The organism is Bradyrhizobium sp. USDA 4452 (assembly GCF_054063575.1).
Genome location: NZ_JBSSGK010000001.1, coordinates 4,578,916 through 4,604,531, shown reverse-complemented (window position 1 = coordinate 4,604,531; position 25,616 = coordinate 4,578,916). Strand labels below are relative to the sequence as shown.

25 protein-coding genes are annotated in these 25,616 nt (G+C 65.0%); 20 read left to right on the top strand and 5 right to left on the bottom strand.

Annotated elements, in window-relative coordinates; translation table 11 throughout:
* Nucleotides 1–42 precede the first annotated feature (42 nt).
* Nucleotides 43–744: a GntR family transcriptional regulator gene (locus ACVISU_RS22095; protein WP_456708301.1), complete on the bottom strand. Its 702-nt coding sequence runs from the start codon at nt 742–744 to the stop codon at nt 43–45.
* Nucleotides 745–883: 139 nt separating this feature from the next.
* Between ACVISU_RS22095 and ACVISU_RS22090 the strand changes: the two genes are divergently transcribed.
* Both ACVISU_RS22090 and ACVISU_RS22085 read left to right on the top strand, forming a co-directional pair.
* A complete protein-coding gene (locus ACVISU_RS22090; protein WP_456708300.1) occupies nt 884–1,783 on the top strand; it encodes an amino acid ABC transporter substrate-binding protein in 900 nt (299 codons plus the stop codon).
* A 241-nt stretch (nt 1,784–2,024) separates the two neighbouring features.
* Complete coding sequence (locus ACVISU_RS22085; RefSeq protein WP_050406216.1) at nt 2,025–2,501, top strand: hypothetical protein; 477 nt, start codon at nt 2,025–2,027, stop codon at nt 2,499–2,501.
* A gap of 212 nt (nt 2,502–2,713) precedes the next feature.
* Here the strand turns inward: ACVISU_RS22085 and ACVISU_RS22080 are convergent, their stop codons facing one another.
* Nucleotides 2,714–4,210, bottom strand: coding sequence for an NAD-dependent succinate-semialdehyde dehydrogenase (locus ACVISU_RS22080; protein ID WP_050406215.1), 1,497 nt, complete (start codon nt 4,208–4,210; stop codon nt 2,714–2,716).
* Between the two features lie 205 nt (nt 4,211–4,415).
* The gene (locus tag ACVISU_RS22075; protein WP_050406214.1) at nt 4,416–4,739 is read right to left on the bottom strand and encodes a hypothetical protein; all 324 of its coding nucleotides are present in this window, start codon (nt 4,737–4,739) and stop codon (nt 4,416–4,418) included.
* A 348-nt stretch (nt 4,740–5,087) separates the two neighbouring features.
* Here ACVISU_RS22075 and ACVISU_RS22070 point away from each other — a divergent pair, with 348 nt between their 5' ends.
* The gene (locus ACVISU_RS22070; RefSeq protein ID WP_456708299.1) at nt 5,088–6,281 is read left to right on the top strand and encodes a serine hydrolase domain-containing protein; all 1,194 of its coding nucleotides are present in this window, start codon (nt 5,088–5,090) and stop codon (nt 6,279–6,281) included.
* 148 nt (nt 6,282–6,429) lie between these two features.
* A complete protein-coding gene (locus ACVISU_RS22065) occupies nt 6,430–8,139 on the top strand; it encodes an AMP-binding protein (RefSeq protein WP_456708298.1) in 1,710 nt (569 codons plus the stop codon).
* 53 nt (nt 8,140–8,192) lie between these two features.
* Here ACVISU_RS22065 and ACVISU_RS22060 read toward each other — a convergent pair whose 3' ends face one another.
* On the bottom strand, nt 8,193–9,194 hold the full coding sequence (locus ACVISU_RS22060; protein ID WP_456708297.1) for an adenosine kinase: 1,002 nt from the start codon (nt 9,192–9,194) through the stop codon (nt 8,193–8,195).
* A 93-nt stretch (nt 9,195–9,287) separates the two neighbouring features.
* On the opposite strand from ACVISU_RS22060, the gene murJ reads away from it, so the two are divergent.
* From murJ to ACVISU_RS21980, 16 genes are all read left to right on the top strand, one after another.
* A complete protein-coding gene (gene murJ / locus ACVISU_RS22055; RefSeq protein WP_456708296.1) occupies nt 9,288–10,826 on the top strand; it encodes a murein biosynthesis integral membrane protein MurJ in 1,539 nt (512 codons plus the stop codon).
* A 66-nt stretch (nt 10,827–10,892) separates the two neighbouring features.
* On the top strand, nt 10,893–11,945 hold the full coding sequence (trpS, locus tag ACVISU_RS22050) for a tryptophan--tRNA ligase (protein WP_050406210.1): 1,053 nt from the start codon (nt 10,893–10,895) through the stop codon (nt 11,943–11,945).
* 87 nt (nt 11,946–12,032) lie between these two features.
* Complete coding sequence (locus ACVISU_RS22045) at nt 12,033–12,527, top strand: universal stress protein (protein ID WP_050406209.1); 495 nt, start codon at nt 12,033–12,035, stop codon at nt 12,525–12,527.
* A gap of 144 nt (nt 12,528–12,671) precedes the next feature.
* Complete coding sequence (locus ACVISU_RS22040) at nt 12,672–13,241, top strand: NifU family protein (protein ID WP_456708295.1); 570 nt, start codon at nt 12,672–12,674, stop codon at nt 13,239–13,241.
* Between the two features lie 88 nt (nt 13,242–13,329).
* Nucleotides 13,330–14,025: a tRNA (adenosine(37)-N6)-threonylcarbamoyltransferase complex dimerization subunit type 1 TsaB gene (gene tsaB / locus ACVISU_RS22035; protein ID WP_456708294.1), complete on the top strand. Its 696-nt coding sequence runs from the start codon at nt 13,330–13,332 to the stop codon at nt 14,023–14,025.
* The gene (gene rimI, locus ACVISU_RS22030) at nt 14,022–14,507 is read left to right on the top strand and encodes a ribosomal protein S18-alanine N-acetyltransferase (protein ID WP_050406206.1); all 486 of its coding nucleotides are present in this window, start codon (nt 14,022–14,024) and stop codon (nt 14,505–14,507) included. The genes tsaB and rimI overlap by 4 nt, the downstream gene beginning before the upstream one ends.
* Nucleotides 14,508–14,573: 66 nt before the next feature.
* A complete protein-coding gene (locus ACVISU_RS22025; protein WP_050406205.1) occupies nt 14,574–15,026 on the top strand; it encodes a Fur family transcriptional regulator in 453 nt (150 codons plus the stop codon).
* A 61-nt stretch (nt 15,027–15,087) separates the two neighbouring features.
* Nucleotides 15,088–15,789 carry an HAD family hydrolase gene (locus ACVISU_RS22020; protein ID WP_456708293.1) on the top strand — a complete coding sequence of 234 codons (702 nt, stop codon included), beginning with the start codon at nt 15,088–15,090 and terminating at the stop codon, nt 15,787–15,789.
* Between the two features lie 215 nt (nt 15,790–16,004).
* The gene (gene miaB / locus ACVISU_RS22015) at nt 16,005–17,393 is read left to right on the top strand and encodes a tRNA (N6-isopentenyl adenosine(37)-C2)-methylthiotransferase MiaB (protein WP_456708292.1); all 1,389 of its coding nucleotides are present in this window, start codon (nt 16,005–16,007) and stop codon (nt 17,391–17,393) included.
* A 65-nt stretch (nt 17,394–17,458) separates the two neighbouring features.
* Nucleotides 17,459–18,454: a PhoH family protein gene (locus ACVISU_RS22010; protein WP_456708291.1), complete on the top strand. Its 996-nt coding sequence runs from the start codon at nt 17,459–17,461 to the stop codon at nt 18,452–18,454.
* Nucleotides 18,455–18,522: 68 nt separating this feature from the next.
* A complete protein-coding gene (gene ybeY, locus ACVISU_RS22005; protein WP_456708290.1) occupies nt 18,523–19,020 on the top strand; it encodes an rRNA maturation RNase YbeY in 498 nt (165 codons plus the stop codon).
* Nucleotide 19,021: 1 nt separating this feature from the next.
* Entirely contained in the window at nt 19,022–20,134 is a 1,113-nt protein-coding gene (locus tag ACVISU_RS22000; RefSeq protein ID WP_050406237.1) for a hemolysin family protein, read from the top strand.
* The gene (gene lnt, locus ACVISU_RS21995) at nt 20,131–21,744 is read left to right on the top strand and encodes an apolipoprotein N-acyltransferase (RefSeq protein ID WP_456708289.1); all 1,614 of its coding nucleotides are present in this window, start codon (nt 20,131–20,133) and stop codon (nt 21,742–21,744) included. Before ACVISU_RS22000 ends, lnt begins: the two co-directional genes overlap by 4 nt.
* 262 nt (nt 21,745–22,006) lie before the next feature.
* Nucleotides 22,007–22,423 (top strand): helix-turn-helix domain-containing protein, encoded by a 417-nt coding sequence (locus ACVISU_RS21990; RefSeq protein WP_050406199.1) that lies wholly within the window; start codon nt 22,007–22,009, stop codon nt 22,421–22,423.
* Between the two features lie 206 nt (nt 22,424–22,629).
* Nucleotides 22,630–23,754 (top strand): M20 family metallopeptidase, encoded by a 1,125-nt coding sequence (locus ACVISU_RS21985; RefSeq protein WP_456708288.1) that lies wholly within the window; start codon nt 22,630–22,632, stop codon nt 23,752–23,754.
* Nucleotides 23,751–24,491 carry a tRNA (guanine(46)-N(7))-methyltransferase TrmB gene (locus ACVISU_RS21980; protein ID WP_456708287.1) on the top strand — a complete coding sequence of 247 codons (741 nt, stop codon included), beginning with the start codon at nt 23,751–23,753 and terminating at the stop codon, nt 24,489–24,491. Before ACVISU_RS21985 ends, ACVISU_RS21980 begins: the two co-directional genes overlap by 4 nt.
* A gap of 112 nt (nt 24,492–24,603) precedes the next feature.
* Here the strand turns inward: ACVISU_RS21980 and ACVISU_RS21975 are convergent, their stop codons facing one another.
* Complete coding sequence (locus tag ACVISU_RS21975; RefSeq protein WP_456708286.1) at nt 24,604–25,446, bottom strand: phytanoyl-CoA dioxygenase family protein; 843 nt, start codon at nt 25,444–25,446, stop codon at nt 24,604–24,606.
* Between the last annotated feature and the right edge of the window lie 170 nt (nt 25,447–25,616).

Below are 25,616 nucleotides of genomic sequence, written 5' to 3'. Positions count from 1 at the left end.
GGCCCGTTGCGGGGCCTGCAATGATTCAGATTGTTCGAGCGATCAGACTGAGCGTTCGGGGCTCGCATCGCGCACCGCCTGGCGCTGCGCCGAGCGCAGCGTCTTCTGCGTTTCCTCGATATGATCGCGCAGCAGGCGGACGGCCTTCTTGACCTCGCCGTCACGGCAGAATTCGAGCAGCCGGTAGTGCTCGCGCTGCGGACGCTCCTTGCCGGTCGCCTGCGACACCAGCGCCCGCGTGAAGCGGCCGACGTGGCCGTAATTCGCCTCGATCATGCCGAGCAGGCGCGGTCGGTTGCACGGCGCGTAGAGCGTGGCGTGGAATTTCCAGTTGAAGGCGCCCCATTGCGCCGGATCGGGCTCGGCGTCGTAGGCGCGGAGGATTTTCGTCGCTTGTTCGAGATCGATCTCGCCCATCGCAGGGATCGCCAATCGCAGCGCGTGGCATTCGAGCGCGATCCGGATCTCGAGCAGCTCGATCACCTCGTCGATCGACAGGTCGGAGACGACAGCGCCGCGGTTGGGCAGGAAGGTGACAAAGCCTTCGGCCTCGAGCTGGCGCAGCGCCTCGCGCACCGGGATGCGGCTGGTACCGAACCGCGCAGCGAGCTCGTCCTGGCGGAGCTGCAATCCGGGCGCGAGCTCGCCCGAGCTGATCGCGGCCCGCAGCGCCTCACGCACGGCGTCAGGCGCGGAACCGTGAGGTCCGGCCCCTCGATGGGTTGCGGCGGTTGCGGGTTCCATCCGGTATCTCTCTGGCTGGCGTCAAGCTACGGTATCCGACTTGGCCATGATTGTATAAAATCAGATTGCCGATTATGCAATCCAATGTATAAAATCTTGGCTGATCGTATCCAATTCTGCCGGCGAGCGCGAGCACCTGATGAATAATCCACTCAAGCAATTGACTCTCCTGGCTTTTCTTGCGGCGACGATATCAGCCCCGGCACAGGCCCAATCGCCCGGTGGCACGCTGGCCAAGATCCGCGACATCGGCGAGATCCGGCTCGGGCACCGCGACGTCTCGGTCCCGTTCTCCTATCTCGACGATAACCAGAAGCCGGTCGGCTTTGCGATGGACCTCTGCGCGCGGATCGTCGATGCGGTGAAGGACGAACTCAAGCTGCCGGCGCTGGAGACCCGGCTGCAGCCAGTCCAGCTCTCCACCCAGATACCGCTGATCGAGAACGGCACCATCGACATCGTCTGTGGTCCCGCGACCAACACGCTGGAGCGGCAGAAGGTCGTCGCCTTCAGCACCACGATCTTCGTGTCGAGCATTCGCGCGGTGGTGCAGAAGGACGCGCCGATCAAGACCTTCGAGGATCTCGGCGGCAGGCCGGTCTCTCTGACCTCAGGCTCGACCTCGATCGGGCTGCTCAGCGCACGCGCCCAGGCGAAGAATTTTCAGACCAAGAACATCCTGACGCCGGACCATGCGGCATCGTTCCTCGCGCTGACCACCGGACGCAGCGACGCCTTCGTGATGGACGACATTCTGCTCGCCAGCCTGATCGCCGGCAGCCCCAATCCGTCGGACTGGCGCATCATCGACGACAGCCTGCGCACCGAGCCCTACGGGCTGATCATCCGCAAGGGCGATCCGGACTTCAAGGCGCTGGTCGACAGGACGCTGGTCGCCATGATGAAGAGCAACGAATTCCAGGAGCTCTACGCCAAATGGTTCACGCGGCCGATCCCGCCGAAGAACGTGAACCTGAATTTCCCGATGACGGCGCCGCTGAAGGACGCCGTCGCCAATCCGAACGACAAGGGCGTGTGACGGGCGCATCTGGTCAGGCGAGTTCTCGGCTGCGGCCGCCTTGCTTTGCGGCTGCGGCGGGCGAAGCCCATTTAAAAGGCGGCTTCGAAGCGCCGCGCTAGATGTCCCTTTGCGCTGGATCAAAGCAAGCCCCCCTTGCCGGCCGCATGTTGAATCAAGATGAGGCACTGGAAGGCGTGCATCCTCGGGGTTCGCATTGGGTCCCTGGCAAGGATCGCGCCCGTCGAGAATTGGAACGCGCATGAAAGTAAAGCCATTTACCGCCTTGTTGCTCGCCATGTCGGCCGCCGCGGTGATTCCGACCAGTTGGGCCCAGTCACCTCCCGGGGCGGGCAATGCCGAGCGATATATCCCTCAGCTCGCCAACATCATGACCGCCGCGCAGCTGCAGCACCTCAAGCTGTGGTCGGCGGGAACGGCCCATAACTGGCCGCTCGCGGCCTACGAGCTGCAGCAGCTCCGGGAGAGCCTCGTGGAGGCGGCGCTGCTCTACCGCGGAATTCCGGTCTCCAACGTCACGACACTCGCCTCGTCCATTTCCGTCATGACGGAAGCGATCGACCGAAAAGACCCAGAGCGGTTCGCGAAGGAGTTCGCCGAGCTGACCAAGGGCTGCAACACCTGTCATCAATCGATGGACCGCGCCTTCATCGTGTTGCGCACGCCTGCCGAGCAACCATTTTCCAACCAGGCGTTCCAGCCGAAGAGCAAGCCTTAGCCATATGCCAATGCGAACGCACCGCGCGCCCACAAGCTGAAACGTGAGAACCAAAGCGCCGTGGATCTCGGGGCAGTGCCGGGTCAGACGCCGCCCGGTGAGCCATCCAGGTCACAGCCGAAAACCTGACTGGTGCGACCGCCGTCCGCGATCACCTGATGCCGGAGGCATCGTCCGCAGACGGCGAATTCAGCGGCGATGACGACAGCTGATCAGACGCCGGCCATCATCACGTATTTGATCTCGACATATTCATCCATGCCGTGGCGCGAGCCTTCGCGGCCGAGACCCGATTCCTTGACGCCGCCGAAGGGGGCGACCTCGGTCGTGATCAGGCCGGAGTTGACGCCGACCATGCCCGACTCCAGCGCTTCGGCGACGCGCCAGACGCGGCCGATGTCACGCGAATAGAAGTAGGAGGCGAGGCCGAACGGCGAGGCGTTGCACATCGCGATCACATCGGCCTCGTCCTTGAACCGGATCACCGGCGCGAGCGGGCCGAAGGTCTCCTCCTGCGCCACCAGAGCGTCGGGCCGCACGTCCGACAGCACGGTCGGCTCGAAGAAGCTGCGGCCCAGCGCCGAGCGCTTGCCGCCGGTCACGACCTTGGCGCCGCCCTTCACGGCGTCGGCAATGTGCCGCTCGACCTTTTCGACCGCCTTCATGTTGATCAGCGGTCCCTGGGTCACGCCGGACTCGGTGCCGTCGCCGATCTTCATCTCGGCGACCTTCTTCGACAGCTTCTCGACGAACTGGTCGTAGATCTTGTCCTGCGCGTAGAGACGGTTGGCGCAGACGCAGGTCTGGCCCATGTTGCGATACTTGGAGACGATCGCGCCTTCGACCGCGGCATCGATGTCGGCATCGTCGAATACCACGAAGGGCGCATTGCCGCCGAGCTCGAGGCCGAGCTTCTTCACGCCGACCGATGCTTGCCGGTACAGGATCTTGCCGACATTGGTCGAGCCGGTGAAGCCGACGAAGCGCACCGCCGGATGTTCGCACAGCACCTTGCCGATCGGCGGCGCATCGCCGGTAATGATGTTGAGCACGCCCTTCGGCACGCCGGCCTTCTCAGCCAGCACAGCGAGCGCGAGCGCCGACAGCGGCGTCTCGTTGGCGGGCTTCAACACGACGGTGCAGCCGGCGGCCAGCGCCGGCGACACTTTTCGCGTGATCATCGAGTTTGGGAAATTCCACGGCGTGATGGCGCCGCAGACGCCGATCGGCTGCCGGATCGCGAGCAGGCGCGCGTCCGGACGCTGGGTCGGAATCGTCTCGCCATAGACGCGGCGCGCTTCCTCCGCGAAGAACTCGACATAGGCCGCGCCGATATCGACTTCGCCGAGCGCTTCAGCGAGCGGCTTGCCCTGCTCGGAGGTCAGGATCAGCGCGAGGTCCTCGCGGTTGGCGATGATCAGGTCGAACCATTTGCGCAGGATATTGGAGCGCTGCTTGGCGGTCAGCTTGGCCCAGGCCGGAAATGCGCGCTGGGCGGCCTCGACGGCCCTGGTCGTGTCATCGGCGCCGAGCTGCGGGATCTTGATCAGTTCCACGCCGGTCGCCGGATTGTTGATGGCGAATTCGGGGCTGCCGACCCAGGCGCCGTCGATATAGCAGCGGTCGCGCAGCAGCGACGGATCCTTCAGGCGGCTTTGCAGGGTGGATGCTGCGGATGGCGTGGCGCGTGCGGCAACGGGCGGGGTCATGGCGTTACTCCTGGAATTTCTTTGGGAGGTCTTCGCCTATATAAGCGGAAAGCCGACGCGATGCATTGTCCGTGACGCTCATCTGCTGGCGCGCAAATGCGACCCTGTCCACGTCATTCCCGGGCGATGCGAAGCATCGAACCCCAGGTGCGCAATTGCGCACCTGGGAATCTCGAGATTCCCCGGAGTGACATTCTTCCTTCCGTCAGATCGCGCCGCCCGACATGTAGGTTTCACGGCGGCCGATCATACGCTCGGCCGCGGCCTTGGCATCCGCCTTGGTCGAGGTTGCGCAAGTCCGGTATTCGAGGTCGGCCTGCGCCCGCGCATCGCGGCGGCCGAACCAGGACTTGGTGCCGGTCTGCAGCAGCGCCAGTGCCTGGGCGACATTGTCGACGGCCTCGAACGAGTGCAGGGCGCCGGTACCCGCGTAGCGCACTTCGTAAAGACCCGGGCTGACCGGCGCCTCGATATTCTCGCCGCGGCCCGGCCGCGGATAGCGCTTCCATTCACTCCATGTCGAAATCATTGCTGCGTCCCCGCGAGGCGCGAAATGACGAATCTTTTCGTCAAATCCATCCAATCCGCCGCACCGTTTGTGCAGCGATCTGAATGCGTTAATGCAAAAAAACAGGTACGAAAATCAACTCGTGGATCACGTTACCGTGGCCGCCTTGTGGGGTCACCGGGACCGCTGCGGAGTCCACCGCAAAATCTGCGCGCGTGGTGAACAGCTGTTTGAGCGTGGCCGCCCTGCCGGGCCGGCTGTCACGACATCGCGACAGCATCGCATCGCGGCCGCCTTGCGGGACCCCGAAAGCGGGAGGATGATCCGCCCCGTTTCAAAACAATAAACCCCCACCGGAGGACGCCCCCAATGCAGAGCAAGGCTCAGATCGATCAGGTATTGCGGCAGAAGAGCGAGGCAAAGGAGATTCCCGGCGTGGTCGCCGTCGCGGCCACCGGCAAGGACGTGATCTACGAGGGCGCGTTCGGCAAGCGCGACCTCTCCAAGAGCGATCCCATGACGGCGGACAGCGTGTTCTGGATCGCCTCGATGACCAAGGCGGTGACGTCAGCGGGCGCGATGCAGCTCGTCGAGCAGGGCAAGCTCTCGCTCGATGAGCCGATCGGCAAGCTGCTGCCCGATCTCGCCGCCGTGCAGGTGCTCGACGGCTTCGACGCCAAGGGCGAGCCGCAGCTGCGGCCGGCAAAAAAGCCGATCACGCTGCGCCAGCTGATGACCCACACCGCCGGCTTCGCCTACGACATGTGGGACGCCAATCTCGGCAAATACCTGGAGAAGACCGGCACGCCCGGCATCATCACCTGCCTGAACGCCGCGCTGAAGACCCCGATCATGACCGACCCCGGCACGCGCTGGGAATACGGCACCAATATCGACTTCGTCGGCAAGGCGGTGGAAGCCGCGTCCGGCAAGAAGCTCGATGCCTATCTGCGCGACAACATGTTCGCGCCGCTCGGCATGAGCGACACCGCATTCAAGATCTCGGACGACATGCGCAAGCGGCTGGTCGGCATGCATGCGCGCGGCGAGGACGGCACGCTCGCCGCGATCCCGTTCGAGCTCGAGCAGAACCCTGAGTTCCACATGGGTGGCGGCGGCCTTTATTCGACCGCGGCCGACTACATCAAGTTCTGCCAGATGATCCTCAACAAGGGCAAAGGCAACGGCAATCAGGTGCTGAAGGCCGAGACCGTCGCAACGATGGGACAGAACCACATCGGCGAGCTCACCGTCGACAAGATGACGACGGCGGCACCGATGTACACCAACGACGTCGATCTCTGGCCCGACATCGTCAAGAAGTGGGGCCTGAGCTTCCTGATCAACACCGCCAAGACGCCGGAAGGCCGCAGCGCCGGCAGCCTCGCCTGGGCGGGCCTCGCCAACACCTATTACTGGATCGATCCGTCGCGCGACGTCTGCGGCGTGATCCTGACCCAGCTGCTGCCGTTCGCCGACAAGCATAGCCTCGAGGCCTTCGCAGGCTTCGAGAAGGGCATCTATGCCGGCCTCGACGCCGGCAGCGGACAAAGGGCGGCCTGAGGTTCCGGTCCGGCAACAAGAAATCCCTCCCCTCGCGGGGAGGAATTTTTCGTGCCCGCCATAGGTCGGGCCTGTCCTGCCGGCGTCAAACGACTAAGATCGCGCAAAAAAGCGCGACGACACGAATACGACCACGAGGAGGACGAGCTTGGCACCCAAGATTCCGGCACCCAAGGCAGACAGCTATGTTTGCGGCATTTCCGATACGCCGCTGCTCGGCGAAACCATCGGCCGCAGCCTCGACCGCGCACGCGCCCGCTGGGGCGAGCGCGAAGCGCTGGTCTCGTCCAGCCACAATGTGCGCTGGACCTGGAACGAATTCGCCGACCGCGTCGAAGCGCTGGCCGCCGGCTTCCTCGCGCTCGGCCTGCAACGCGGCGAGCGGATCGGCATCTGGTCGCTGAACCGGCCGGAATGGACGCTGACGCAATTCGCCGCCGCAAAAGCCGGCCTGATCCTCGTCACCATCAATCCCGCCTACCGGTTGAGCGAGCTCGAATTCGCGCTTCACAAGGTCGGCTGCGCCGCGATCGTGACCGCGACCGCGTTCAAGACCTCGGCCTATATGGAGATGCTGAACACGCTGCTGCCGGAGCTTGCGAGCGCCACACCCGGCCAATTGCGCTCGGCGCGGCTGCCGCAGCTGCGCGCCGTGATCCAGATCGGCGGACCGGCGGCACCGGGCACGATTCCATTCGAGCAAGTGTCGCAGATGGGCGGCAAGCGCCATCGCGAGCAACTCGCGGCGCTCGGCGACAGCCTGCAGTTCGACGATCCCGTCAATATCCAGTTTACCAGCGGCACCACCGGCTCGCCGAAGGGCGTCACGCTGACCCATCACAACATCCTCAACAACGGGTACTTCACCGGCCGCGCGATGCGCCTGACCGAGCAGGACCGCATCTGCATCCCGGTGCCGCTCTATCATTGCTTCGGCATGGTGATGGGCAATCTCGCCTCGGTCACGCTCGGCACCACCATGGTCTATCCCGGCGAAGGTTTCGATCCGCTGGCGACGCTTGCGACGGTCGCGCAGGAGAAATGCACGACGCTGTACGGCGTGCCGACCATGTTCATTGCCGAGCTCGATCATCCCGAGTTCAAGCGCTTCGACCTGTCCTCGCTGCGCACCGGCATCATGGCCGGCGCGCCCTGCCCGATCGAGGTGATGAAGCGCGTCAACACCGAGATGAACATGCGCGAGGTGACGATCGCCTACGGCATGACCGAGACCAGCCCGGTGAGCTTTCAGAGCGCGACCGACGATCCGCTGGAGCGGCGCGTCTCGACTGTCGGCCGCATCCATCCGCATGTCGAGGTCAAGGTCGTCGATCTCGACGGCAAGGTGGTGCCGCGCGGCGAACGCGGCGAGCTCTGCACCCGCGGCTACAGCGTGATGTCAGGCTATTGGGACGAGAAGGAAAAGACGAGCGAGGTGCTCGACGCCAATGGCTGGATGCACACCGGCGACCTCGCCGTGATCGACGACGAGGGCTATTGCAACATCGTCGGCCGCATCAAGGATTTGGTGATCCGCGGCGGCGAAAATCTCTATCCGCGCGAGATCGAGGAATTCCTCTACCGCCATCCGAAGATCCAGGACGTGCAGATCTTCGGCGTCGCCGACCAGCGCTACGGTGAGGAGCTGTGCGCGTGGGTTCGCGTGCGGGCCGGCGAGACGCTGACCGCCGACGAGGTCCGCGCCTTCTGCCAGGGCCAGATCGCCCACAACAAGATCCCGCGCTATGTCGAATTCGTCGATGAATTCCCGATGACGGTGACCGGCAAGATCCAGAAATTCGTGATGCGCGATGCAGTCGAGCAACGGCTCGGGCTGAAGGCGGCGAAGACGGCGTGACGTTGCTCTTCTGCCTCTCCCGCTTGCGGGAGAGGCAAGAAAGAGCTTCGCCCTTACACCAACAACCCCTTCTGCTTCGCCAGATCCTTCAGCGAAACCAGCGGCCGGGCGCCGATGTGCTGGATCACTTCGGCGGCGGCGAGCGCGCCGAGGCGGCCGGCATTCTCATGACCGATGTTGCGGACGAGACCGACCAGGAAGCCGGCGGCGAACAGGTCGCCGGCGCCGGTGGTGTCGACCAGCCTGTCGATCGGAGAGGCGGGCGCCGATACGACGCTATCACCTGAGATCACGACGCAGCCCTTCTCGCTGCGCGTGACGACGCCGAGTTTGGTGTCCTTGCCGAACTGCTTCAGCGCGGTGTCGAAATCCGAGGTCTGGTACAGCGAGTGCAATTCGGACTCGTTGGCGAACACGAGATCCACCGTGCCCTTGCGCATCAGCGCGAGGAATTCGTCGCGGTAGCGATCGACGCAGAATGAATCCGACAGCGTCAGCGCGACCTGGCGGCCCGCGCCATGCGCGATATCGGCCGCCTTCACGAAGGCGTCCTTGGCGTTCTTCGGATCCCAGAGATAGCCCTCGAGATAGATGAAGCTGGCGGCTGCGATCTGGGCCGGATCGATGTCGTCGGGCGTCAGGTCCTGCGCCGCGCCGAGATAGGTGTTCATGGTGCGCTCGCCGTCCGGCGTCACCAGGATGTAGGAGCAGCCGGTGGCCGGGCCGGCCTTGGCCGGCGCGGTATCGAAGGTCACGCCGGCGGCGCGGATGTCGTGGACGTAAAGCTTGCCGATCTGGTCGTCCTTGACCTTGCCGACATAGGCGGCGCGGGCGCCGAGATTGCCGACGCCGACGATGGTGTTCGCGGCCGAACCGCCCGACATCTCGGTCGCGACCCCCATGTCGCTGTAGATCGCGGTGGCGCGCGCCTCGTCGATCAGCTGCATCGAGCCCTTGGTCATGCCGTGACGGGCAAGGAACCCCTCGTCGGTCTGCACCAGCACATCGAAGATCGCGTTGCCGATCCCGAGAACGTCGTATTTTGCGTCAGCCATAGACCTGCCCTGTGTTAACGCCACCCAACAAGAGCCGCGACCTATCACGTTACGGCTAGCGCCAGCAAGGGAAGCGGCTGCTATACAGAGCCAATGTTCCGCTCCTTCCTCACGGTCTCCACGGGAACGCTGACCTCGCGACTGCTCGGCTTCGTACGCGATTCCGTGATCGCGGCGCTGCTTGGCGCGGGGCCGGTGGCGGACGCTTTCCTGGCGGCATTCCAGCTTGTGAATGTCGTGCGACGGCTGCTGGCCGAGGGTGGATTGAATGCCGCCCTGGTGCCGGCCTGGCTGAAGGCGCGCGATGCCGACGGCATGGCCGCGGCAACCGCGTTTGCTGGCCGCGTGCTCGGCACCGTCAGCGCAGCGGTCATCGCCGCCGCGCTCGTGATCGGCGCGTTGATGCCGCTGGTGATCGCGGCGATCGCGCCCGGCTTTGTCGGCCGCGAGACGCTGCAATTCGCGGTCGACAACGCCAGGCTGATGCTGCCCTATCTCGCCTTCGCCGGCCCGGTCACCGTGATGATGGCGCTGCTCAATGCGCAGGGACGCTTTGCCCTGACGGCGTTTTCGCCGCTGTTGTTCAACATCGCGCTGATATCGGTGATGGTTGTGTTGTTGGTACGGCAACAGGACCCGATGCAGGCCGCACTGATCATGGCCGCGACGATCGGCGTCGCCGGCTTCCTGCAGCTCTCGATGCTGGCGCTGCGCGGCGCAAGGCTCGCCGCACCGCTGCGGATATCGTTCGATCCCGAGATGCGCGGCTTTCTCGGCCGTGCGATCCCCGGCATGATTGCGAGCAGCGCGCCGCAATGGCTTGTCGTGGCGGGCGCCGTGATCGCATCGACCTCGCCATCGGCGGTGTCCTGGCTCTATTTCGCCAACCGCCTGCTTGAGCTGCCGCTCGGCATCGTCGGCGTCGCCATGGGCACCGTGTTGATCCCGGAGATGACGCGCGCGGTGCGCAGCGGCGAGCCCAGCGCGATCGCGCATGCGGAATCGCGCGCCCTGGAGCTTGCGGTCGGGCTGGCGCTGCCGGCGACGCTCGGCCTGATGGTGCTGAGCGAGCCGATCGTGCGGATGCTGTTCGAGCACGGCGCGTTCACCGCCGAGGATACCGCGGCGACCGCGCAGGCCCTGATCTGGCTGACGCTGGCCTTGCCGGCACATGTGCTGGTGAAGTCGCTGTCGCCGGCATTCTTTGCGCGCGAGGACACGCTGACGCCGCTGTTTGCGACGCTGAAGGCCATCGTGGTGGCGATCGCGGCGGCCTTCCTGCTCGGCCGTATCTTCGGCGCCAACGGAATTGCCGCGGGCATTGCGCTCGGCGCCTGGAGCAATGCGCTGGCGCTGATCCGCAGGGGCGCCACAACCTTCGGCTTCTCGATCGACGCCGCGGCGCGCCGCCGGCTGCCGCGCATCCTGGCCGCAGCGCTCGCGATGGGCGTCCTGCTCTGGCTCGCGGCAGGCGCGCTGCCGGCAGCCGGCCGCCACGGTTTCGTGCAGGCGGCCTCTCTCCTCGTGCTGATCGCGGCCGGGATCGCCGGTTACGGGCTGTTCTTGCAGCTTTTCGGCGTCACCGGCTGGCGCGACGCGGTTAACGCCGTCAGGCAAAGACGCCCCGCCTGACTTGCGCGCGCAGGGCTTAAGTGGCAAACGACGCCGCAAAGCCGATCATTTCCGGGAATCGAGACCATGGCGTTCGTTGAACGGGTTTTCTCAGGCGTCCAGCCGACGGGCAATCTGCACCTCGGCAACTATCTCGGCGCCATCGTCAACTTCGTGAAGATGCAGCAGACCCATAACTGCATCTATTGCGTCGTCGACATGCACGCGATCACGCAGGGCGTCGACGTCTGGGGCGGACCGGCCGAGCTCGCGCGCAACACCCGCGAGGTCACCGCGGCCTTCATCGCCGCCGGCATCGACCCGAACAAGCACATCGTGTTCAACCAGAGCCAGGTTGCCGGCCATGCCGAGCTGACCTGGATCTTCAACTGCGTTGCCCGTGTCGGCTGGCTCAGCCGCATGACCCAGTTCAAGGAGAAGGCGGGCAAGGACCGTGAGAACGCTTCCGTCGGTCTCTACGACTATCCGGTGCTGATGGCGGCCGACATCCTCCTGTACCGCGCCACCCACGTGCCGGTCGGCGAGGACCAGAAGCAGCATCTCGAACTGTCCCGCGACATCGCGCAGAAGTTCAACAACGACTTCGGCGATTCGATCCGAGGCCACGGCTTCGATGACGGCCTCTATTTTCCGATGCCGGAGCCGTTCATCACGGGGCCGGCGACGCGGGTGATGAGCCTGCGCGACGGCACCAAGAAGATGTCGAAGTCGGATGCGTCGGACAATTCGCGCATCAACCTCACCGACGACGCCGACACCATCGCGCAGAAGATCCGCAAGGCGAAGACCGATCCGGAGCCGTTGCCCTCCGACGAAAAGGGCCTCGAGACGCGCCCCGAAGCCGACAATCTGGTCGGCATCTACGCGGCGCTCGCCGAGATCACCAAGCAGGAGGTGCTCAATCAGTTCGGTGGCGGACAGTTCTCCAGCTTCAAGAACGCGCTGGTCGAGCTGTGCGTCGCAAAACTGGCGCCGATCGCAGGTGAGATGAAGCGGCTGGTCGCCGATCCCGGCCATGTCGATTCGATCCTGGCCGACGGGGCCAACCGGGCACGGATCATCGCCGACGAGACCATGCGCACCACGAAAGACATCGTCGGCTTCATCCGCCAGCGCTGACATCACCGGCAGACCTGCGCGCTCCCTCTCCCCAACGGGGAGGGAGTGTGGCAGCATGGGTTGGTTTGGTTCAGCACCGGGACATGCATGACCACCCAGCGACGCAGCTACGAGACAGGTCACAAGCCGAAATGCCTCGTCATCGTTGACGACACCGCGGAATGGGACCGCGCGGTCTATTACGCCAGCCGCTGGGCGATCCGGGTCGGCGGCGGCGTCGTGATGCTGCGGGTGATCGAGACCGAGGACCAGAACCAGCAATGGCTCGGGGTCGCGGACATCATGCGCGCGGAAGCCGAGGAGGCCGCCAATGAGGCGCTCGACCGCGCCGCCGGCCGCGCCAACGGCATCGCCGCGATCACTCCCGAGCGGGTGATTCGCGAGGGCGACCCAACCGAGCAGATCCTCGACGTGATCGACAAGGACGTCGATATCGCGATGCTGGTGCTGGCCGCCAATCCGGGCGCCGAGGGCCCCGGGCCGATCATCACCACCATGGCCAAGACCATGGGGGCGTTCCCGATTCCGGTGACCATCGTGCCCGGCGGCCTGACCGACGCCGAGATCGACGCCCTATCCTAGCGTGAGCGGGCCTTTGAGGCCGCTCCAGAGCATGGATTGTGGCCCGGAACCGCGGTTTTGCAGCTTGATCGCCGGCTTTTTAATTGCCATCTGGTAGGGGAACCCAACGCGCCGGCCTTGAACCGGCGACGCCGGAGACAGCAAATGTTCATTCAGACCGAAGCTACGCCCAATCCCGCCACCCTGAAGTTCATCCCGGGCCGCACGGTGCTCGACAGCGGCACCCTGGAATTCTCCTCGGCCGAATCCGCCGCGCGCTCCCCGCTCGCCGAGCGGCTGTTCGCCGTGCCGGGCGTCACCGGCGTGTTCTACGGCGCCGATTTTGTCACCGTGACGAAGGCGGATGGCGACTGGCAGCACCTCAAGCCCGCGATCCTCGGCGCCATCATGGAGCATTACATGTCCGGCGCGCCGCTGCTCGCCGATGGCTCCGCTGCCAGCGACGAGGCCCGCGACGAGGAAGACGAGTTCTTCGACGAGGCCGACGCCGAGACGGTCGAGCAGATCAAGGACCTGATCGAGACCCGCGTGCGTCCGGCGGTTGCCAATGACGGCGGCGACATCACCTTCCGCGGCTTCAAGGACGGCATCGTCTATCTCAACATGAAGGGCTCCTGCGCCGGCTGCCCGTCATCGACCGCGACCCTGCAACACGGCATCCAGAACCTGCTGCGGCACTTCGTGCCCGACGTGCAGGAAGTCCGGCCGATGTGATGGAGCGACGAATGGCGCGTGGCGGATCGCGGATCGCGTTCTCCTCGAATTTCCTGTTCGTCATTTCGTATTCGCCATTCGCCCTCCCATGATCATTCTCGCGATCGATACCGCGCTCGACGCGTGCTCCGCGGCGCTGCTCGACACCACCTCCGGCAATACCATTGCGATCGAATCGCAGGCGATGCAGCGCGGCCACGCCGAGGCGCTGATGCCGCTGATCGCGCGGGTGATGAAAGAAAGCGGCATCGGCTTTGCCGGGCTGGACCGCATCGCCGTCACCACCGGTCCCGGCAGTTTCACCGGCCTGCGCGTCGGACTGTCGGCGGCGCGCGGCATTGCGCTCGCAGCTTCCAAGCCGATCGTCGGGCTGTCGACGCTCGCCGCCTACGCCGCGCCGGTCGTTGCCGAGAATGGCACATCCCCGATCTTGTCGGCGATCGACGCGCGGCACGATCACGTCTATTTCCAGCTGGTTGCAGGCGACGGCGGCCCGATCCTCAAACCGAAGGTCGCGCCGATCGCGGAGGTGTTCGAGGCTTCCCAATACGGCGCGCTGCATCTGGTCGGCAACGCCGCCAACATCCTCGCCGAGCGCTGGCCTGCCGACGCCCCGCCGCCGGTCAAGGTCGACAGGCAGCCCGCACCCGACATCATCTGGGTCGGCTGGGTCGGCGCCGCCGTGGATCCCGACACCGCACCGCCGCGGCCATTCTATCTGCGCGCGCCCGACGCGAAGCCGCCGAGGGATCGCTTGGTCATCAGCGCGCCGCCATCGACATGACCGGCTGGCTGTCGCGATGGTGGGGCGGCGGCACGCCCGCGGTCGAGCCCGCCTCCTTGCGCGATGCGGCGCGGCTCGCCCAATTGCACGGCGCGTCGTTTCATCGCGGCTGGGGCGAAGGCGAATTCGAGGCGATGCTGACCGAGCGCAACACGCTGGTGCACCGCCTGCGCCAGGGACGCACGGTGATCGGCTTTGCCGTCTCGCGCATGGCGGCGGACGAAGCGGAAATCCTGTCGATTGCGATCGATTCCAATCAGCGCGGGCGCGGCCTGTCGCGCGACCTGCTGTTGACCCATCTCGGCCATCTCGCCGGCCGCGGCATCCGCACCATCTTCCTCGAGGTGGAAGAGAACAATCAGCCGGCGCGACGACTCTATGAACGGGCCGGATTCGGCGTGATCGGCCGCCGCGAACGCTATTACAAGCAGCCCGGTGGGGAACATTTGAACGCGCTTCTGATGCGGCGCGACTTGTCGTAACATCGGCGCGATGGCAGAACACCTCCCGCTCTGCCACTCAGGTTTGAAGAATACGGCCCGAAACCCATGACCACGGTGAAAATCCCGCCTGCGCACAAAAATACCGGCATCGAGGCGCGCTGCGCCGCGACCGGCATGCGCATGACCGAACAGCGCCGCGTGATCGCGCGGGTGCTGGCGGAGGCGATGGATCATCCCGATGTCGAGGAACTCTACCGCCGCTGCGTGGCGGTCGACGACAAGATCTCGATCTCGACGGTCTATCGCACCGTCAAGCTGTTCGAGGATGCAGGGATCATCGAGCGCCACGATTTCCGCGAGGGCCGCGCACGCTACGAGCAGATGCCCGAGAGCCATCACGACCATCTGATCAATCTGCGCGACGGCAAGGTGATCGAGTTCACCTCCGAGGAGATCGAGAAGCTGCAGGCCGAGATCGCGCGCAAGCTCGGCTACAAGCTGGTCGATCACCGTCTCGAGCTCTATTGCGTGCCGCTCGACGACGACGGCAAGTCGTAAGCCGTAGCGTTTTGAAGCGAAGTGGGCACCGGTTCGCGTGAAGAAAACGCACCAACGGAACATGAGCTTCGAACTCGTCATCTTCGATTGCGACGGCGTGCTGGTCGACAGCGAGGTGATCTCCTGTCGCGCGCATGCGGACACGCTGACAAGGCACGGCTTTCCGATCACGCCCGATGGCGTGCTGAAGCGCTTCCTCGGCGTGTCCGACCGCGAGGCGCGGCGGATCGTCGAGAGCGAGATCGGACGCGCGCTGCCCGAGACCTTCGAGGCCGAGGTCAAGCACGCGACGCTCAGTCTCTATGCCGACGATCTCAACGCGATCGCGCATGTCAGCGAGGCGATATCAGCCCTGACCTTGCCGAAATGCGTGGCCTCCAGCGGCACGCCGGAAAAGATCCATCACGGCCTGACCTGCGCCGGGCTCTACGATCAGCTGGCGCCGCATATTTTCTCCGCCACCCAGGTCAAACGCGGCAAGCCGGCGCCCGATCTGTTCCTGTTCGCCGCAGACCGGATGGGCGCCACCCCGGCGCGCTGTGTCGTGATCGAGGACAGCGTGGCCGGCGTCACCGGCGCCCGCGCTGCCGGGATGACCGTGCTCGGATTTCACGGCGGCAGCCACTGCACGGCGGAACATGAGGACATGCTGCGCCGGGCAGGTGCGGCCGTAACCTTCGCCGATATGCGCCAATTGCCCGATTTGATCGCCCAGACAGGGGCCAAAACCCAGTTGCGTGAGCATTCTTCTCCTTCCCCCTGAAAGGGGGAAGGTCGGGATGGGGGTCCAGCCGCGGGCGGCGCTGCGTGCAGAGAGAGCAAATCCCCACCCGCTTTGCTCTGGCGAGCAAAGCGACCTCCCCTTGGAAAGGGGAGGTTACTAAACCGTCCCCGGACCGCTGGATTTTCGCCCGTTTAAGCTATATTTCAGCATCGGCGCCCTGATGGCGCCGTTTCCATTTTCGTACTCAGGGTTCCATGACGCCGCCGCGCAAGCTGCACATCAAGTCCTATGGCTGCCAGATGAACGTCTACGATGCGCAGCGCATGGTGGACACGCTGGCCGGCGAGGGCTTTGTCGAGACCGCGAGCGCCGAAGACGCCGACCTCGTGATCCTCAACACCTGCCACATCCGCGAGAAGGCGTCGGAAAAGGTCTATTCCGAACTCGGGCGGCTGCGCGTCGCCAAGGACGAGGCTGCACGCCAGGGCCGCGAGATGAAGATCGCGGTCGCGGGCTGCGTCGCGCAGGCCGAAGGCGCCGAGATCATCCATCGCGCGCCGACCGTCGACATCGTGGTCGGGCCGCAGAGCTATCATCATCTGCCTGCGCTGCTGAAGCGCGCGAAGGAAAGCGGCCGCGCGCTCGAAACCGAATTCCCGGTCGAGGACAAGTTCGGCTTCCTGCCGCAGCCGAAGCCGGACGCGATCCGCGCCCGCGGCATCTCGGCTTTCGTCACGGTGCAGGAAGGGTGCGACAAGTTCTGCACCTTCTGCGTGGTGCCCTATACGCGCGGCGCGGAAGTCTCGCGACCGGTCGCCAGGATCATCGACGACGTCAAGCAGCTCGCCGACAACGGCGTGCGCGAATTCACGCTGATCGGACAGAACGTCAACGCCTATCACGGCGAAGGCCCCGACGGCCGGGTCTGGCCGCTCGGCAAATTGCTGCAGCACCTCGCCACCATTCCCGGCGTCACGCGGTTGCGCTATTCGACCAGCCATCCGCGCGACGTCGACGACAGCCTGATCGCAGCGCATCGCGATCTGCCCGAGCTGATGCCGTTCGTGCACCTGCCGGTGCAATCCGGGGCGGACCGGATCCTGGCCGCCATGAACCGCAAACATACCGCCGATGACTACCGGCGGGTCATCGACCGGTTCCGGGCGGCACGGCAAGACATTGCTTTTTCATCAGATTTCATCGTGGGCTTCCCCGGAGAGACCAGGGAAGAATTTTCCGCCACCCTCGCGCTCGTCATGCAAATCGGGTACGCTGCGGCGTATTCATTCAAGTATTCGCCGCGGCCAGGTACGCCGGCGGCGGAGATGCGGGAGACGGTGTCAGCGGCGGAGATGGACGAGCGCTTGGGGCGGCTTCAGGAATTGATCGACAGCCAGCAATCGGCCTTCAACCGTGCTGCGATCGGCACAACGGTCGATGTGCTGTTCGAACGCGCCGCGCGCAATCCGGGCCAGATCGTCGGCCGCACCGCCTATCTGCAGCCCGCCCATGTGATGGCGTCACCCGACATCATCGGCCAGGTCCGCTCCGTGAGGATCGACAGCCTCGAGCGCTACAGCCTGATCGGCGAGCTCGCAACGCAATCCGCACCCGGCCTCATTTCGCAGACCATTGGAGCCTGAAATCCTTGCCCAAAAGCGCATCGGATTCGTCTTCGCTCGCTCCCAGCCGCAAACCTGACCGCGACATGCAAATGCCACCTGAGACTCAGGTCGTCATCGATTTCGACGACAACCGCGCCGCATCCGCGCTGGTCGGCCCCTATGGACAAAATCTGGCGCTGATCGAGCGGCGGCTCGGCGTGGTGGTCGATTCCCGCGGCAACCATGTCACCATCGCGGGCTCCCGCGACGGCTGCGACGCGGCGCGGCGCGTGCTGGAGACACTCTACGCCCAGGCGGTCGCCGGACACGATCTCGATCAGGGTGAAGTCGAAGGCGCGATCCGCGCCGTGATCGCGCAGGGCTCGCTGTTCGAATTCGACAACAAGACCGCCAAGCCGACGTTTGAGACGATCAATCTGCGCAAGCGTCCGGTGCGCGCCCGCACCGCGGCGCAGGATTCCTACATCCGCGCGCTGAAGCGGCACGAGCTGGTGTTCGGCATCGGCCCGGCCGGCACCGGCAAGACCTGGCTCGCGGTCGCCCATGCGGCGCAATTGTTCGAGCGCAAGGAAGTCGATCGCATCATCCTGACGCGGCCCGCGGTCGAAGCCGGCGAGCGGCTCGGCTTCCTGCCCGGCGACCTCAAGGAGAAGGTCGATCCGTATCTGCGCCCGATCTACGATGCGCTGTACGATCTGATGGATGCCCGCGTCGTCGAGCGCGCGCTGCAGGGCAACGAGATCGAGATCGCGCCGCTCGCCTTCATGCGCGGCCGCACCCTGACCAACGCCGCCATCATCCTCGACGAGGCACAGAACACCACGACGATGCAGATGAAGATGTTCCTGACGCGTCTTGGCGAAAACAGCCGGATGATCGTCACCGGCGACCCGTCGCAGATCGACCTGCCGATTGGGCAGACCTCGGGGCTCGCGGAAGCCGTGAAGCTGCTCGACGGCGTCGAAGGCATCGCGCAGGTGCATTTCAAGGCCGAGGACGTCATCCGCCACGAATTGGTGGCGCGCATTGTGGCCGCCTATGAGGGATTGCCGCAAAAGCCGGCAAACGCCAGATCTTGAGACCAATAGCTTCGGCCGCGAGCCCGCGCGATGCGGGTTCCGGCCATAACGCAGATTTTGAAACGAACGTGTCTGCCTTCCCTGCAACCGAGGTTCTCGTCACCGCCGAATGCTGGCAGGCCGAGCCCGATGCCGACGCGGTGATTCACCGCGCCATCGAGGCTGCCGCCGCAATCGCCGATGCCGATGTCGCGGATGCCGAGCTGGCGGTGATGCTGACCGACGACGCCGGAATCCGCACTCTGAACGCCAACTGGCGCAGCATCGACAAGCCGACCAACGTGCTGTCGTTTCCGGCGCTGCAGCCGGAAGGCGCCGGCGGCGAAGGCGATGCCCCGCGCATGCTCGGCGACATCGCGATCGCCTATCAGACGACGCGGCGGGAAGCCGACGAGGAACAGAAACCGTTCGACCATCATTTGAGCCATCTCGCGGTGCATGGCTTCCTGCATCTGATCGGTTACGACCACGAGAACGACGACGATGCCGAGAACATGGAGGCACTCGAGCGCGAGATCCTCGCCTCCCTCGGCATTCCCGACCCCTATGCGGATCGGATCGCCTGACATGCCGGATTCCGACCCGACCCATGACAATCCGCGCAACGTGAGCAACCTGCCCGTCGTCGTCCACGAAGGCGAGGTGCAGCGCCCGGCGGCCGAAGGCTGGCTGGTGCGTGCGATCCGAACGCTGTTCGGCTGGAAGGCCGGCTCGGTGCGCGACGATCTGCAGGTCGTGCTCGACGCCTCGACGCCCGACGATGTCGGATTCTCGGCGATCGAGCGCACCATGCTGCGCAACATCCTGTCGCTGAACGAGCGGCGGATCGCCGACGTCATGATCCATCGCGCCGACATAGTCGCGGTCAAGCGCGACATCCCGCTCGGCGAATTGATGAGCCTGTTCGAGAGCGCGGCGCATTCGCGGCTCGTGGTCTACAACGAAACCCTCGACGACCCCGAGGGCATGGTGCACATCCGCGACCTGCTCGCCTTCATGACGGCGAAAGCGCGCGTCACCGACGCGACCAAGACCAAGCGCAAGAAGCCGTTCCCGGCCGGGCTCGACTTGCGCAGCGTCGATCTCGCGCTGCCGCTGGCCGACGCCCACATCATCCGCAAGCTGCTCTACATCCCGCCGTCGATGCGCGCGATCGACCTGCTGGCGCAGATGCAGGCCTCGCGCATCCATCTCGCGCTGGTGGTCGACGAATATGGCGGCACCGACGGGCTGGTGTCGATCGAGGATATCGTCGAGCAGATCGTCGGCGAGATCGACGACGAGCACGATTCCGACGAGCCGCCGTCCATCGTCCGCCAGCCGGACAACTCCTTCATCGCCGACGCGCGCGCCAGCCTCGATGATGTCCGCTCGGTGATCGGCGAAGATTTCGTCACCGGCGAGGCCGGCGAGGAGGTCGAGACGCTGGGCGGCTATCTGGTGTCATTCGTCGGCCGCCTGCCGGTGCGTGGCGAGGTGATCTCGGGGCCCGGCAATTACGAGGTCGAGGTGCTCGATGCCGATCCACGCCGGGTCAAGCGCGTGCGGATCACGACGCGCAAGGAGCGGCCGGCGCCGCGCAAGGAGCGCGAGCGACGCCGCGAGCAGGCCCCGGATTCCGGCAACCCGCAGGCGAATGACAACCAGCCGCCGCCCGGCGAAGGAGCCGGTCCGCAGTGAGGCTCTCCGACAGGCTCCGATCGATCGGCCTCGCCGTCATCCTGACCTGGGGCTGGAGGCGCGTCGTGCTCGCGCTCGCAGCGGGCGCCTTGTCATCGCTGGCGATGGCGCCGTTCAACGCCTGGCCGGTGCTGTTCCTGACGTTTTCGATCGCGGTCTGGCTGATCGACGGCAGCGCTGCCGGACGCTGGCGCGGCGTACCCGCCGCAGCGCTGTCCGGCTTCTGGTTCGGCCTCGGCTATTTCGTGCCGGGACTGTACTGGATCGGTTACGCTTTCTTCGTCGACGCAGACACCTTCGCCTGGCTGACGCCGTTCGCGGTGCTCGGCCTGCCCGCCTATCTCGCGCTGTTCACCGCCTTTGGCTTCGCGCTGGCGCGGCTGATCTGGCCGCGCGACGCCACGCGCGTGCTGGCGCTGGCGGTCAGCTTGACGATTTCCGAATGGCTGCGCGGCCATCTGCTCAGCGGCTTTCCGTGGAATGCGTTCGGCTACGCGCTGACCGAACCCCTGGCGCTGGCGCAGAGCGCATCGCTGATCGGGCTGTGGGGCATGACGTTCCTGGCCGTCGCGATCTTCGCAAGTCCCGCCGTCTTGATCGACGGTGCCTCGCGCGGCCGCAAGCCGTGGCGCGCGCCGGTGGCCGCGGTGCTGGTGCTCGCCGCGATGCTGGCGTTCGGTGCGGTCCGCCTCTCGCAACAGCCGACCAGTTTGGTCAGCGGCATCAAGCTGCGCATCATGCAGCCCGATCTGCAGCAGGACGCCAAATTCAACTACTCCGCCAAGGCGGCGGTGATGCAGAAATATCTCACTCTGTCGGATCGTGCCTCCGGGCCGCACTCGACCGGCGTAAGCGACGCCACCATCCTGATCTGGCCGGAATCGGCGTTTCCATTCTTCCTGACCAAGGAAGCCGACGCGATGGCGCAGATTGCCGATCTGCTGCCGAAGGGAACCGTGCTGATCACAGGCTCGGTGCGCACGCCCGATCTGCCGCCCGGCGTCCGCGTCACGCGCGCCTACAATTCGATCTACGTCATCGACCATGACGGCAGCGTGCTTGCGGTCTACGACAAGCTGCACCTCGTCCCGTTCGGAGAGTATCTGCCGTTCCAGGACTGGATGGAGAAGCTCGGCTTCGTGCAGCTCACCAAGGTGCAGGGCGGCTTCATTCCCGGCACGATCCGCCGCACGCTCGATATTCCGAATGCACCGCGCGCGCTGCCCTTAATCTGTTACGAGGCGATCTTCCCCGGCAACGTCGTGAGCCGCGACGACCGTCCCGGCTGGATCATCAACGTCACCAATGACGGCTGGTTCGGAATCTCGACCGGCCCCTATCAGCATCTGCAGCAGGCCCGGCTGCGCTCGATCGAGGAAGGCCTGCCGATGGTGCGCGCCGCGAATACGGGCATCTCGGCCATCATCGACCCGCTGGGGCGGACCGTCGCCCAGCTCGGGCTCGGCATCGAAGGCGTGCTCGATGCCGGCCTGCCGGCGGCCATCGCGCCGACGATCTATGCGCGTGTCGGCAACATCCCGGCCGCAGTGATTGTGTTAGTTGCCCTCGCAATCGTCCTGCGGAAGCGTTTTGTCAGGCGAAAACCCTGACGGCGCGTATCGCCGATAGTCACACGAACCCGAAAAAGTGTCGAAATTTACCTCAGTGTGATTCCACCTGTTGACAGATCGACCGTGCACTTCGCATTGTACGGGTCCACGCGAAATCACAAGCCAAGTCAGCCCCTTTGCGCAAATTGTCCGCATTTCGTCCCGATCCTCCTTGCAGGATTTGACGGCACCGGCGCCTGAGGCATACTCCACGTCCAACTTGCCTCACCCCCGGGCGCGCAATCCCTTAGGAGAGTTGGAAATGTCCACCAAAGCGCCCAATCCTGTTGACAAATATGTCGGCAGCCGCGTCCGCATGCGGCGCATCATGCTCGGCATGAGCCAGGAAAAACTGGGCGAGGCGTTAGGCCTGACGTTCCAGCAGGTGCAGAAATACGAGAAGGGCACCAACCGCGTCGGCGCCAGCCGGCTGCAGCAGATCTCCGAAATCCTGCAGGTGCCGGTCTCTTTCCTGTTCGACGGCGGCCCGAGCGGCGTCAAGACCGCCGACGGCTTCAGCGAGGGCTCCTCGCCGGCCTATGTGTCCGATTTTCTGGCAACCGCCGAAGGCCTGGCCCTGACCCGGGCGTTCACGCGGATAGCGGATGCCAAGCTCCGCCGCAGCATCGTCGAGCTGGTCGAGCAGATCGCGGCGCGTGAGGCCGCCGAGCAGGCCTGATCCGGCCATATCCGTTTGAGAGATCGTCAAATCTGGAATATGTCATTCCGGCGCACGCTAGGGCGCGGCGAGTTCCGTTGAATCGTCGTCGCGCTTTAGCTCTTTGTTTGTGCATGATCTTTCCGGAAACCACTTCACGCTTTTCCGGATCATGGCTCGGCGCGTGCGCTGAATGACAACGCGAATTCACAGGCGACGACAGCAGCATGCCCAGCAATCCGTTCGAAGCAGCTGAGATCCTCGACGGCATTCGCCGCTGGGTCGAGATCGAATCGCCGACGGAGCGGCCGGACCAGGTCAACAGACTGGCCGACCTCGTCGCCTCTGAATATCGCGACCTGCCGGCCACCGTCGACCGCGTTGCCGGACGCGACGGCTGTGGCGATCACCTGGTCGCGCGCTCGTCCTGGGGGCAGGACGCGCCGGGCATTCTGGTGTTGAGCCATCTCGACACAGTTCATCCGATGGGATTCATCGAACGGTTACCATTCAAGATCGAAGGCGACAGCGCGTTCGGCCCGGGCATCTACGACATGAAAGGCGGCGCGTATCTTGCCTATCACGCGTTCCGGCAGGTCTGCGCCGATGGCGCGCGCCCGCCGCTCGGCATCACCCAGCTCTACGTCTCTGACGAGGAGATCGGCAGCCCGACCTCGCGCGCGCTGATCGAGGCCGAAGGACGCAAGGCGAAATACGTGTTGGTGACCGAGCCGGCGCGCGACGGCGGTAAGATCGTCACCGGACGCAAGGGAGTCGCGCGCTTCGACGTGCATATCAAGGGCGCGCCGGCACACGCGGGCACGCGCCCCGAGGATGGCCGCAGCGCGATCCGGGAACTCGGCCATGTGATCCTGGCGCTGGAGGCGATGAACGATATTGCGCGCGGCGTCACCGTCAATGTCGGCGTGGTGCGCGGCGGCACCAAGCCGAACGTGATCGCCGAAGAGGCCTACGCCGAAGTCGACATGCGCGTGCCGTCCATGGCCGACGCCGACGAGCTGGTGCCGAAAATCCTCGGCATCACCTCGCGCACCGACGGCGTCAGCGTCAAGGTGACCGGGGAATTGAACCGTCCGCCCTACGAGAAGAGCAATGCCGGCGCCGCGCTCTACGAGCACGCCAGGGAGCTTGCCGGCGAACTCGGCTTCGAGCTGCTCGATGTATTCACCGGCGGCGGCTCCGACGGCAATTTCACCGCGCCGCATACCGCAACGCTCGACGGCCTCGGCGTCGACGGCAAGGGCGCGCACACCCATTACGAGCAGCTCTACATCTCGTCGATCGAGCCGCGCGCACGGCTGCTCTACCGGCTCTATCAGACGCTGCGATGACCCCTGCTCCGAACGACAGAGACGATCGCGATTCGTCCGACGATGGCGCGATGGCCCATTCGCGCGGCTCATTTTTCGGGCGGCGCAAGGGTCACAAACTGCGCGCGCACCAGGCCGATCTGATCGACACGCTGCTGCCGCATCTTTCGCTCGACATCTCGGCGACCGCACCCGAGGCGCTGACCGAGCTATTCGATGATGGCATTGAAAACGTCAGGCTCGAAATCGGCTTCGGCGGCGGCGAGCATCTGATCGCGGAAGCTCAGGCTTTTCCGGCGACGGGCTTCATCGGCTGCGAGCCCTATGTCAACGGGATGGCCAAGATCCTGACCCAGATCGAGGCGCAAAATATCGCCAACATCCGTCTGTTCGCCGGCGACGCCGCCGAGCTGCTGGCTTGGGCGCCAGCCCGCTCGCTGGCGCGCATCGATCTCATTCATCCCGATCCCTGGCCGAAGCGGCGGCACTGGAAGCGGCGCTTCGTGCAGGATGCAACGGTCGCGGCGATGAGCCGGTTGCTGCCGCCGGGCGGCGAATTCCGCTTCGTCAGCGACATCGACGATTACTGCGCGTGGACGCTCGCACATCTGATGCGCTCGCCCGACTTCGCCTGGCTCGCCGAGCGCGCGATCGACTGGCTCAAGCCGTGGCCGAACTACACCATGACGCGCTACGGCGCCAAGGCCGAGCGCGAAGGGCGCAAGGCGGCATATCTGCGATTTCGGCGCTTGGCCTAAATCGTCGTCATTGCGGGGCGTACGAAGCACGGACCCGAAAGCCATTGCGCCGCGTGCAAGCTGAAAAATGGATTCCGGGCTCTCGCTGCGCGAGCCCCGGAATGACGAACAGTTATCCCTGTCCCGCCATCCGCGCCTTCCTGACGTCGGTCGCTTCCCAAACCATGCGCTTGCCGCGCTCGCGACCGAGCAGCTCGATCGGATCGTGATTGTCGATGTGGCCGAACTGGCCCTTGTAGACGCTGTAACCGCACAATTCCTGCAAGCGGCGCGGAAAGCGCGCCGCGGTCTCGCGCGGAATGCCGAGTTGCAGATTCTCCTGCTGGCGCATCCAGCCCCAGCAATAGGCGCAGGAGAACGCAAAGCGCCTGGCATCGCTGGTGTTGGGGCCGCCGCCATGCCACAGCGCGCTGTCGAACAGCATCACACTGCCCGCCGGCATGGTCGCGGTGACCGCGTCGTAATGCTTGCCGTACTCCGGCGACGATTTGAATTTGTGGCTGCGCGGAATGATCCGCGTCGCGCCGTTGTCGTCGCGGAAATCGGACAGCGCCCAGATCGCATTGATCGTGATCGGAATGTGCGGCCGCGGCAGCGGGATCAACTGGGTGTCTTCGTGGATCGGCTGCGCTTCCTGGCCGGGACCGAGCACCAGCGAGCAGAACGACGACAACAGGCATTCCTTGTCCAGCACGCGTTCGACCACCGGCAGCACGTTGTCATGCAGCGGCACCTCCCAGAACAGTTCGTCATAGGTCAGGAGGTTGTTGATGCGCAGCGTCTTGAAGCCCTCGAACGAGGTCCGGGCGAGGCCAAGATTGTGCTCGCTCTCGATCCGCTCGACCGCCGCCTTCAATCCCTCGACCAGGTCCGGCGAGGCGGCGCGCTCGATCACGGTGTATCCGTCGTCGCGGATCCGCTCGGCGTGCGATTGGATGTCGGCGTCCGTCAGCATGGCAATCTCCCCGTTGGCGCTGTGTCGCGCCTTGCGCAAAGCATAGCGGGCCGATGCAATTTTTGGGAAGGGATTTTTGATGCTGCGGCCCAGCCTCGTCATTGCGAGCAAAGCGAAGCAATCCATCTGTCCGCTTGCGTGGAAGCATGGATTGCTTCGTCGCTTCGCCC